This is a genomic window from uncultured Hymenobacter sp. (assembly GCF_964242765.1).
Lineage (GTDB): Bacteria > Bacteroidota > Bacteroidia > Cytophagales > Hymenobacteraceae > Hymenobacter.
The window spans coordinates 12948-24804 of the sequence record NZ_CAXTBM010000075.1 but is presented as its reverse complement, the minus strand read 5'-3'; the positions used below and the strand labels follow the sequence as shown (position 1 = coordinate 24804).

The following is an 11857-nucleotide window of genomic DNA, read 5'->3' as shown; positions in this document are numbered from 1 at the left end:
ACCCTAGGGTTTGCCGGCGCTTTTGCCTTCGTAGCCGCTCGCACTTAGTGCTGCACCATAATGCGCCGGGTGACGTGGGCTGTGCCGGCCTGCAAGCGCAGGATGTAGACCCCACCAGCTAGGTTGTTTAAGTCCAGCTGCAAGGTCGTGCCAGCCGCGGGTAGGGTGGCATCCTGCTGGCGTACCACTTGTCCTAGACTATTGAGTAGCGTGACCTGTACGCGCGGCGCACCTGCTACCGCTGGCACCCATACCTTGACTTGCTCGCTGGCCGGGTTGGGGTACACTTCTACATTGCCAGTTGGGGACCAGGGTGCGTTGGTGCCCAAAAGGGGCAGGCTAAAGCGCAGCTCAAAGCGGTCCAAGATGGGGTTAAGCACGTCTATCGGCGTCAGATTGACGCTGAAGACAGAATCGCGCAGATGTACCACCCTGTTGGCAACCTTATCGTATAGGTACGGGCTCAAATTCAGTGGCAAGCTATTCAACATAACCGAATCGGGGCCCAGGATGTACCGGCCGGGGGCATTCGCCTTAAGCGTGAGCGGAAAGACCGCAGTGGCCATGTCGTTAACTCCCTTAACCGACAGTTCCTGGTTGTCTTTGTTGGCAATGCTAAGGGCCACATTGCTGCGGGCTTGCAAATCGCCGGCTTCGGCATCGTATTCTGAATTGAACCCAGCTTCGGCGACGGGAATTGAGGAAGCGGTAGCGTCACTATACACCGTCACCCAACTAAAGTTGACACTGGACTCCTGGGTAGCGGCCGTGGTTCCCAGGCCGCGGCATCCAAAAGAATTGCAGCCATTGCCTTTGGGGCGCGCCGTTACACCCGACTGCTCCCTGGCCTTTGCTATCCGGTTGAAGTCCGCCTGGATGGCATAATCCACTACCCGCTGGGTGTTGCGGAAAGTAAGCGTGCCGCTCGTGTTTCCTTTTTTCACGCGCACAAAGAAAGCCTGTCCCGCCGCAATGATGGGACTGGCCGTGCCCGCACCATTCACGTAGCTGCGGTAGTAGCCCTTGCCAGGACCAGTGCTTTCGTACACGTAAATGGCCGCTTCCAAGCCAGCGCGGTCGGCAGCGGCTACCTTGTCCCAGTCGAGCGGCGAAGGATAGGGGTTGCTAACCAAGTGCCAGCCGGCATAATACGCGTAAGAACTGTTGTTGCGAGCCAGAACTAAGGTGGTGTCGCCGTTGTTGAGGGTGCCCACAAAATTCACGGTGGTGGCCGCCGGAATTGCCGCTGCGTAGCCGCGCCCCTTTGTTAGCCGCGAGTTAACTGGAATAGGTTGCGGAGAGAAGCCATAGGTGATGAGGGGCAACGTGTCGCGCTGCGTAGCCGACCGGTTTTGGTCGTAGTCATATACTGCTGCCGGCGCCAATACATTGGCCGTAGCGCCGCGCACGGGCGTGCCATAGTAGCGGAAGCCCGTGGCGCGGTTGGCTACGGGGTTGATGTAGCGCTGCACGGTTGCTTGGCCTACCACTGTCCCCGTGCCACTATTCACCACCAACGCCGTGCCGCTGGCGTCGGATAGCAACGTCAAGGCGTTGTTGTTGAGAAGCAGATTACCAGCACTGGCAAGAGTTAAAGTTTGGGCGATGCTGACGGGATTGGTGAGCGTAAGGCTGATGGGGTTGCTCGTCGTCAGGGCCCGAACCTGACTGGGAAGCCCCGTGCCCGTTACTTGCACCAGCGTGCCGGTATAGCTATAAGTAGCATTCGAAGAAAAGGAGCGGGTGCTCGTCTGCACCGCGCCTGTGGCCCCGCTGGTGGTAATGCCTTCCGCATTACTGGTGCTAAGCGTCGCGCCGGCTGCCAGCGCAAAGCTGCCGGTTCCTAGTACGAGGCTGGTGCCGGTATGAAGGGTGGCACCGTCCTGCACGCTCAACTGGCCTGTTACCGTTGCGTTGCCGCTTAGCGTCAACACGCCGGGCTTTATTACCGTGATGCTGCCGTAGGTGCCGGCCGGCAGGGGACGAGTATCATTAACGAGCAGGTTGCTCGCGCCCGTGCTGGGCACGACGAAATCATCCGCGCTGGTAACCATGTCTGTGGTGGTTGTCAGCGTCAGCCGCCCGGTGGTCGCTCCGATGGGCACTATAGCCGTTAGCTGCCGCGCCGAAGCGACTGTGGCGATTACTGGGGTACTAACGCCAGAGAAGCGCACTGCCATGGGGGCGCCCGGCGTGAAGCCCGTGCCACTCAGCGTAACAATAGTGTTGGCAGTTCCGGTTTGGGGTGAGAAACCCGTGATGACGGGCAGCACTCTGAAGGTGGCGACGCCTACGCTAGAGGTGCCGCACAAGTTGACGAGCGTCAGCGGACCGGTGGCGGCACTGTCTGGCACCGTGACCCGAATTTGAGTTGGCGACAGCAATACGAAAGCTGCAGTGCAGTTCCCAGCACTCTCACTCTTGAAAAGCACCCGCTTTATGCTTTCCAGGTTGGTACCGTTCAGCGTAATAGTAGTGCCTGCGCCGCCGAAGGCTGGGGTTGGGCTCGTGGTAGTGAGTCCGGGCGGCGGGTTCACCTTTACTATATTAGAACTCACCACACTGCCACCTATCGTCATTCTGACGGAATACTCACCGGGGCTGGTGACGGAAAACGTATTACTCGCCGAACCAACAACCTGCACATTGTCCTTCAACCAAGCGTACGTGATGCTAGTGGTGGTGGGAATGGGTGTTGCGGTGGTATTTAAGCTGCCATTATCATTGAGACGAGCAATGCGGTTGCGCGGAGTGCTGCTATAGTTAGTGAAGCTGCCGCCTACCAGCACTCGGTTATCCGGCTGTATCGTAATGGCATAGACCCCCGCGTTTACCCCCGCATTACTAAAGCCCGTGCCCACGTTGAAGATGGGGTCTAGGCTGCCATTATCATTGAGACGAGCAATGCGGTTGCGCGGAGCACCATTGTAGGAAGTAAACTCGCCGCCTATCAGCACTTTGCCATCGGGCTGTACTTCAAGATCGTATACCCCAGGATCTGTACCAGCGCCCACATTACCTAAACCCGTGCCTACCTGGAAGGTATTGTCAAGGCTACCATTGGGGTTAAGGCGGGCTATGCGGCTACGCGGAACGTTATCGTAAGTGGTAAAGGTGCCACCCGCCAGCACTTTACCATCAGGTTGCAAGGCCAGACCATATACAGAAGTATCGAAGCCCCTCCCTCTGCGGCTGCTTGCGCTGAAGGTCGTATCCAGACTGCCAAAGGTGTTGAGGCGAGCAATGTAGTTGCACGTATCGCCATTGTAGCGGGTAAAGAAGCCGCCCACCAGCACGTGTCCATCTGGCTGCAAAGCCAAGGCTCTTACACCAAAATTGAAGCCCGTCCCCACATTGAAGGTAGGGTCCAGGCTACCATTGGTGTTGAGGCGAGCAATGCGGTTAGGCGAGGTGCCATCGGTGGTGTTAAAAAAGCCACCCACTAGTATCTTGCCATCTGACTGTACGGCCAAGGTTAGTACACCACCATTATCAATGATTGAGCCCGCATTAAAGGTAGGGTCCAGACTGCCATCAGGGTTGAGGCGAGCAATGCGGCTACATGGAGTATTATTGTAACGGGTAAAGAAGCCACCCACCAGCACTTTGTCATCTGGTAGCACCGCCATAGCTATTACATTATCATTGAAGCCGGTGCCGGTGCGGAGGGTAGAGTCTAAACTACCATCCGTGTTGAGGCGGACAATGTGGTTGTGCGTAACGCCATTGTAAGTGGAAAAGTGGCCGCCCACTAGCACCTTGCCATTAGATTGCACGGCTATGGCTCTTACTCCAATACTGCTGTCATTAAAGCCCGTGCCCACATTGAATTCCGGATATACCGCCGTGGCTATCAGCGTCTGAGGAGTGCTAGAACACAGATTTAGTGGCCCAGCGGGCGTTACACGCGCCGCCGTCAAGAGCGTCGTCGGGCTTTGTGCTAAGGCGGTGCTGGCGCTTAACCAGAGCAGGAACCAGAGCAGCCACAGGCTGATTCCGTTTTTGCGCCGATTTGGGGTACTACAAAGTAGAGAGTGGGTCATAAGCTAGGCAGGTAATGAATACAGAAGAGCATCACTCCTATTCACAGGATAATACAATGCCCTGTATTATGTTTAACTGATTGTGCGTAACGGAGTTATACTTGGCAAGCTACGAATAGTAAACACGTAGCCATTAGTATGGCCGAGAAAACAGTCAAATTATTCCTGAAAACAGTCAATTACCTGAAACTGCAAAAGTGCGGCCTTTCCATGCCGGCTCTCAACTACTACAACAGCTCCCGTTCCCGCAGCAAGGTGTAAGTGAAGCGGTTCTTGATTTGCTGACGATAGGTCTCACAAATACATAGCAACTCGTTGTGGTCCGACTTGCGCTGAAACACCTGGCAGCCAGCCGACCAGTTGCCGATGCGGGGCGTGGCTCCCAAGGAGTTTGCCCGGTGAATATTAACGCCGAATAGGCCTTCTTCAATCACTTTCGTTTCCTCGGCTGTAATATCCCGGTCATTGTCGCGGTAAACTTTAACCTTGCCATTAACTTGCACTAGGGCCGGATGGTCGGGCTTGCTTTGATGAAAACCTAGTTGATATGTGCCAGTGTATTGTCCGGGCACGAGCACGGCACAGCCCAGTTTGCTAAGCGGTTTTTGCAGATAGAACAGGCCAGGCGTGGTGGTGATAATCCAGGCTTTCATGCGTTCAGTACCCGCCGTGGCGGCTAGCTGCTTAAGGGCAAAAGTTGTATTGGCGCCCGCCACGCCGTCGGCTTTGATGAGCTTGCCATCTTTGCCCGTAAACAACCAGGTTGCCAAAAACTGCTGTTGGGCCAGCACTGATAAGCCGGCCGGCATACTGGGTTGGTGCCAGCAGCACACCAGCAAATCGTTGAAGATATCCGGGAGTGTTAGATTGGTGCGAATACCGATGATATTCAACTGGGTGGGGTTCCAGGCATACCCTAGGTTCTGGACCGACGTTTTTAGGGAGGCAGGCGTAAGGGTTTTCATAGCAGGTGGTGGGCGGTAACTGATTTTTCGTGGAAGGGCAGTTTTGAAATTCAAGCAGTAGGCTGAGCCCAGCAAACTTCAGTTTACTTGCGCCCATCCCGGCTAGTGGCTCATGCCTAGTCTGTAACCTAACTTGAAGTTGCTTCTGTAGCCTCGGCAATTTCTTCGGTAGCGGCCTCCACCGCCACGAGATTCCCCGATTCTTCGGTGGCAGCGGGTGCTATTTCCTCTTGGCCATCGGCCAGCACATGTTCATCAGCCATGGTTATAAACACGGGCGTGGTTTCAGTCGCCGGGACGACAGCGGAGGAAACAGGCGGCGGGCCAGGTGGGGCGGCAATTACAACCACAGATTCGCTTGGGGCGGTATTTTCGGCGTGCTCGACTAGTGGCGGCTGGTTTTTGTGCAAGTCGGCCAGCGCGTTCTGCATCTGCCGCACCCAGCCAGCTAGCTCCAGTTCCAGCACCTGCTCGGTGTGTTCCACCAGCAAATCGATGTTCGACTGTTGAAGCTGGGCTTCTGCCGATAAGGCGTTCCACCAGGCCCGGATGTTCGAGAGGTTGGTAGCGGCTTGGTTGAACTTGATGAGCGAGCTTTCGGTCTGCCGGTAGCTCAGAAAAGTGCCCAGTGCCGCCACCAAGGAAGTCGTTAGCGCAATCCAAACCTGTTGGCCAATAGCCGCCAGGTACGTGCCCACTCCGCCCAGGATAAAAGTGAGCCACGATAGCACTTTCATCTGCCGCTCTAGCCCTACTGCCTTCCGGCGGAAATACGCCAGCTGACTGCCCAGCCTGATTTCCACGTACCGGGCGGGCGTCAGGAAGCCAAAGCCAGTATCGGCGGTTGCGGCCCCCATGCCCGGCGGAAAGCCTTGTTTCTTGTTGTAAGGCACCAGCGAAGAAGAATTCACTTCCGTCTGCATCGTGCGCCGGGTAATATCTTCAATACGCTCCGCCAGCTGCGGTTCGGCATTCTCCCGATAGTGCATGGCCCGGGTCCGGTACCGGTATATTTCGCGCTTGATAGCCTCGGCACCGGCGCGCAGCAACAGCCATTTGGTGCCCTGCTTGAAGCGGCTGACCGCCGTTATCAGGATCGTCAGCGTAATCGGAATCAGGATCAATACATGATGCACTAGCCACCAGCCAATATAGTTTTGCTTCAGCAGCTCGGGCGCGGCCAGCAAGCTTCCGGCGGCGGTGTCTTTGGGTCCGTAGAGCTGCTGTCCGATGGCCAGGGCCGTGCCTATCAATCCGAGCAAGATGATAAGCTGTTGAAGTTGGTCGAAGCGTTTTTGCTGATAATTGGCGTTTGCATCGTAATCGGCAAAGGTTTCCCAGGCTTGCAGGAGCACATGGTCGGCGCCTAGCTCGCGGATCAAGTGTCGCTCCAGTCCTTGCACAGAACCACTCAGTGGATAAAAGCGTAGTTCGCCGTCGGCCAGAATTTCCGCCATCAGCGGGTCATCCGGGGGCGTGTCGGGCGTCTGCCAAGCGGCGGCCAGGGCATCAGCCAGGCCGCCGCTACCCGCTATTACCAGCAAAGGCAGCTGTAGCCGCACGGCCCGCACCACTTCCTGCATAGCCGTAGGCCCGCCGCCCACCAGCACCATCAATGCGGGTACCTGGCTCGTTGTTGGGGCAGTAGGCTTACGGGTTTGGGGCGGCGTTTCGGTCTTGACGGCTAGTGCCTGAACCAGGCCGAACAGCATGGAGGTTTCGCTACCCCAGCTATTGCCTTCCACCAGCACGAAGTGCGAATGGTTTACCTCAAGCGGCACACCGGCAGCCAAGTTGCCTGGGTACGTGACCAGCGCGGCCGGCGCCACCCCAATAAGTGTGGAGTAGCCCCCCCGGCTGGCAACTCCTTCTCCTACTAGATTCATTACGCCCGCCTGCGTGCCGCCATCCACTAGCACAGCATCAGCTTCCAAAGCCGCCCGGGCAATACCGCGGTTGAAAAATTGGGTAAGCTTAGGTAGTACGGCTTGGTCGATGCTATCGGCGGCCCCAATGAGGCCCAACACTGCTTTATACGGCCCAATGGCTAACTCGCTAAGCACAGCTTCTGCGCCGTCTGCGGGTTCTGGAAAGACGGCTACAGCAACCGTTTTGGCATCAAACTCAATAGATGTCTTTTTCATCATTCAAATCAACCACCGGTTGGATTTAGGGAAACAAGCGTTACGCAACATATGGCGCTTGCCCCGGCTTTTCGCTTGGCAAGTAAACTTTAGCATTACGCCGTGAAGGTTTCCTGGCAGCGGCTCATCCAGCTGGTTAGGTATTTCTGCATCTGGCTGTTGGTTTTTAGATTCAATTCTTGCTGAAAGAAGTTGTGCCAAGGCGCCAGCGCTAACGTTTCGGCGGAAGTGAAGCTGCCGGTGCGGTAGTTGTAAAACGCGCGGCGCATGGCCACAAAGCGGGTGTAGAAGGTTTTTTGATCTACAGCGTTCAGGGCAGCAATGGTACGCGGCCCCACCTTGCCATCAAGCACTAGCTTGACGCCAAATTCGGTGGCGAGCAGAAACTGGAGCATCTTGGCCGGCCGGGCGATACCCGCGTTAACTCCATGATCGGCAAGTTGTTCGGCCACGCACTGCGAGTGCACCAAGTCCAGGCTTAGCGAATCCCAGTACGAGGCTTTGTAAAAGCTTTTCACCAAAGCATTCAGCGCTTTTTCCGTTTCCAGAGCTTTGCTCAGTGTCCGCCAGCCTGCCCGCGGCACCGGCGTAGCCAGAGAGGCCCGGGTTTTTACGGCATCCACGGTGGGCCAGCCCGTCCAGTTCGGATGGTAGGCGCGGGCAATGCCTTTGTAGGTTTCGCCGCCGGGGTCTTGCAGGTCATGGCAATACCCCCCCTCATGAGCCAGTAGCGTCGGGTAGTAGTGCGTAAAATCAGCCATTGTGAAACAACTGTTTGAAAGTTGGAAACCTAAAGCGGGTTTACTTTCTGCTAATTATATAGAATATCTTGATTATCAAGGTTTTTATGAGCAACAGGGCGCGACGCACCCAATAAATCAGCTACCTATTCCTGTAATAGGTGCCAATCTGGTTGCAATTAGTCGAGTTGGGTGCTTTGGGCCAGGCGTTACTCGGTTAGAATGGCATTCTGCTGGTGCACCCCTTCCATTTGGCGAGCCAGGGCCTGCATGGCCGACACGTTGAGCATGCCCAGGACCTCATACTCCACGGTCCGCCCGTCGGTGTATTTCAGGCCGAATACTTCCGCTAAATTCAGGTCCAAGGACAATACCAATTGCTCAGATCTTAGCGCTGGCTTACCTTCCGGCCCTGGTTGTAATAGTGGCGCGCTTTGTACTGCTGTCGGCAAAGTTCACCCAACCTCCCGCGAATGAGATTGAGGCGGTTGAGGTAATCACAGCGGCGCGAAACCACCAGTGGTTTCTGCAAATAGTCGCGCGCAAGGCGCCCGTAAAGGCTAACCACCTGACTAGTCAAATTGGTATGGGCGACGCTCGTCGCTGGTGGAGCTCATGGTTTGTCCCTGCAAGGCGTAGTCAACGACCTAGACATAATGGCTTTGCTGTCCAGCCATGAGGACTCGTTGGCCCCGGCACTGCATCTGCACGCCAATACTATGGATGCAATTAAATAGTAACTGGGCGAGACCTAGCCGAATTAGAGCCGAATCATACTTCACTAGACTTCGGACTGTAAGGTTTCAGCATGTCGCCGATACTTGCGCGGTAAGCCACTGTTCGTTTTCCGAATCATGACGGAAGGAAGATAACGTCCTTTTCTGTCTCACTTGATAGACCACCTCACCCTTGTACATGTAGGATGGCATCTGCGGGTGAGGAAAACCAAGGATTGATAATTTTCAATGGTGGAAGCGAGCATCCACTTAGGGCTGCGGACGACTAGTGCCGTCGAGTCCGGTTAATGAACGCACTAGTGGCGTCATAGCTCTGCTGATAGTATAGCTCACATGACGCCAGTTGCTCGCTATTATCGTCGCGTACAAATCAGGCTTAAGCGAATTCCTCTTACAGGAGGTGGTAGTCCCGCTAGCACGAGTAGAGAAGAACGCGAGGCACAGCGCGGATAAAAAGTAAAACAAAGAAGAATCAGGCTCATTTTCGAGCTTGGCCTCCAGTTGCTAAAGCAATTTGCGCTTTACTTTTTCTTTATGCGGCAACTCTTTCTGAGCGTCCGGTCGAAGCGCGAAATAGTCCGTTAGCGCTGCCTCCAGAATGGCGCTCATATCTTCTCTACTCCAGAACGAGAGTTGATGCAGCTGCTGGAACAAGTCTGCCGGAATCGTGTTGGTAAACCTAACTTTCTGCGGAGACGGCCCAACCTCTTCTGGCGCTGGTTTAACTGAGTCCCCCACGGGAGCTGTTGTCAATAACAGCTCATCAGGATTAACTGGCGTAGTCACTAACGCAGTAAGATCAAGTTTTGGTTTAGCAGCCATATTGAGAGGATATTATGTATGATGCATATAGTGCACCTTATGCAGCCACCATTTCTTTGGTTAGTGCTTCGTAATCAGCTAAGGCGTTACTGTGCGGAGCCGTTTCGTAAAGCGACTGGCGCTGCACTTGAGCCTCAGCAATAGCCACATTATCACGGATAGTTGTCTTCATTACCAACGAACCTAACTCCGGATGCTCCTTCATCATTGACACGAAACTGTGGTGGAGATTGCGACGATATGTAGAAGAATACTTGGTAAGGAAAATCCCCCCAACGGTTAACATGGGGTTGTAATTCTTCTTGATTTTGGCCACCAACTCCAGCAAGCTCTGCACGCCCTCGAAACTGAAGAGTTCCGGCTGCGTGGGAATAAACACCTTCGCGGAAGCCGTGAGGGCGGCTACGGACAAGGGCGAATTAGGGGAAGGCGGAGTATCAATCAAGACGTAATCCACCAAGTTTTCTAAGCCGTCCAAGGAATTTTTGAACAGCATGGGATACGCCATATCGGCCCCTAATACTTTCTCGGCAGCAACGAGCGAATCCGTGGCGGCAACCAACCATAACCTCTCCCCTACTGACTGCATGACATCCACTAAGGTGGCAGACCCATTTATCACGCTGGTTAAATGCTTGTCTGCGCTTACTAGAGGTAAACACCTCGTTAAGTTGCGTTGAGCATCTGCATCCACTAACAGTACACGGTAACCCGCACGGGCTAAACACTGCCCAATTGCCCAAACGGAGGTGGACTTTCCAGTGCCCCCCTTTCTATTCGCCATGGTCAGTATCTGCATTATATTACAGCTGTGCGTTGTATGAGCAACAAACATAATATTCTTAATAAGCATTAACAAGCCTGCCTTCTTAATATTCCTTATATGCATGATATGCATAAGTAGTATTGAGAAGACTAGCTTGCATTTCTGCTTGATCAAAATCTTCAATCGCCACAAACCTGCTTCTCGCAGTGTCAACGAGTCCAACCAAGGCTATTGAATAGATATTTCATTGCAAGGCAACCATGGTAATCAAATCGATAAATAATCCATAGACTACGAAGCGAGATTACGAAGAGTGGCTGGAGTGGATGTCGCAGGGGCATAGGAACCCTTTCTCAACTAAATAGCAGAAAGACTACTCACCGTAAACAGTTAATCTAATTATATTCTGAAAACAAAAACATCCCCAATATTCCTTGCGCATATGATATGTATAAGGAATATCGGGAATATATTGCGTCATGCGAACCTTATCCAGTTAAGCTTTATGAGTATGGTAAGGTTAACCTCCAGCGACAAAAGCGCAAGAATTAGGACTTACTATGGCAAATGTTTCAGTTAGGGAACAAAACAATGAAGCTAATAATCCTAACGGAAAATGTCTGACTTACACTAGAATCCCGGTACGAGGAATTGTTCAGAAGTTAGGTATTGTTCCTAAATATTTTAAATATGCTCAGTCTGGTTAAGCTTCCTAATATTCCTTATGCATATTATATGTACAAGAAATATTAGGAAGCTTGACCAGACTGAGCATACAGTGATTGTTCAGTTTCGTTGCTAGGTCTTCTAATGCATGGGAGTTAAGCTCAGAAGCCGGCGCTCCCGCATGTGTCAAACTAGAGTAGACCGTAGTGCTGGAATAGGTGGTATTCAATACCCTGCTACCAGCGCGTTACAATATCTTTCTCTGTAGTATACTTAAACTTGCCTTGATTAAGCACTTCGGGAATACGCCTAGTTGATATAGCGCTTTCATCGGCGAACTAAACAGTTGCAGCGCCAGAACTACTTCTGTGCACAAGCTGCAACCAGCTAAGCTTTCCGATACAACAACCAGTGTTGATGTACATAAGAGCTTTTAATAGCCGCTCAGTTGCTATAGTAAGGTGAATTGACAGCAGCTAATTTTCAACAGGATCAATAATTATCGCCTACTAATGTACATACATGCGTCGCCTACTTCGCTAACTTCCTGGAAGTAAGGAAGATCAACTACGCTAGTAACTCAACAGCTTGCTTGTTATACAAAAACTTACTTCTCTATTGAATACAAAAGTGTATGATTAATGCAACAGTGTTTGTCAAAGCAGTTTGATTTGAGATAGTTTCAAATAGGAAGGCGTTACCTCTGAGATTATCTCAGTAGGAGCCCATTACCTTCGCGAGATAGTTTTCAAGTAGGAAGGCGTTACCTTTTGAGATAGTTTTTTATCTCAAATTCCACCAAAAAAAATCTGAGCCTTATTCTAACTTTTTATATTAATAGTTATTATAACATTAGGGGCGCCTTAACTATCTATTAATCAATTGATTGCGAGCTCTAGATAGGAGTCCGTTACCTCTGAGATAGGAGTCCGTTACCTCTGAGATAGGAGTCCGTTACCTCTGAGATAGGAGTC

The 11857-nt window shown here is 52.8% G+C and carries 7 protein-coding genes; all 7 read right to left on the bottom strand.

Features of this window, described 5'->3' with window-relative positions:
* Window positions 1-44: 44 nt before the first annotated feature.
* Window positions 45-4043: a T9SS type A sorting domain-containing protein gene (locus ACFE7X_RS21780; RefSeq protein ID WP_375437797.1), complete on the bottom strand. Its 3999-nt coding sequence runs from the start codon at window positions 4041-4043 to the stop codon at window positions 45-47.
* Between the two features lie 227 nt (window positions 4044-4270).
* Window positions 4271-5008: a hypothetical protein gene (locus ACFE7X_RS21775; RefSeq protein WP_375437796.1), complete on the bottom strand. Its 738-nt coding sequence runs from the start codon at window positions 5006-5008 to the stop codon at window positions 4271-4273.
* A gap of 128 nt (window positions 5009-5136) precedes the next feature.
* A complete protein-coding gene (locus tag ACFE7X_RS21770) occupies window positions 5137-7152 on the bottom strand; it encodes a DUF4231 domain-containing protein (RefSeq protein ID WP_375437795.1) in 2016 nt (671 codons plus the stop codon).
* Between the two features lie 95 nt (window positions 7153-7247).
* Complete coding sequence (locus tag ACFE7X_RS21765) at window positions 7248-7913, bottom strand: glycoside hydrolase family 108 protein (RefSeq protein ID WP_375437794.1); 666 nt, start codon at window positions 7911-7913, stop codon at window positions 7248-7250.
* Window positions 7914-8101: 188 nt separating this feature from the next.
* Window positions 8102-8257, bottom strand: coding sequence for a hypothetical protein (locus ACFE7X_RS21760; protein ID WP_375437793.1), 156 nt, complete (start codon window positions 8255-8257; stop codon window positions 8102-8104).
* Window positions 8258-9133: 876 nt separating this feature from the next.
* Window positions 9134-9451, bottom strand: a complete 318-nt coding sequence (locus ACFE7X_RS21755; RefSeq protein ID WP_375437792.1) for a hypothetical protein — start codon at window positions 9449-9451, stop codon at window positions 9134-9136.
* A 37-nt stretch (window positions 9452-9488) separates the two neighbouring features.
* Window positions 9489-10250 carry a ParA family protein gene (locus ACFE7X_RS21750; protein WP_375437798.1) on the bottom strand — a complete coding sequence of 254 codons (762 nt, stop codon included), beginning with the start codon at window positions 10248-10250 and terminating at the stop codon, window positions 9489-9491.
* Window positions 10251-11857 lie beyond the last annotated feature (1607 nt).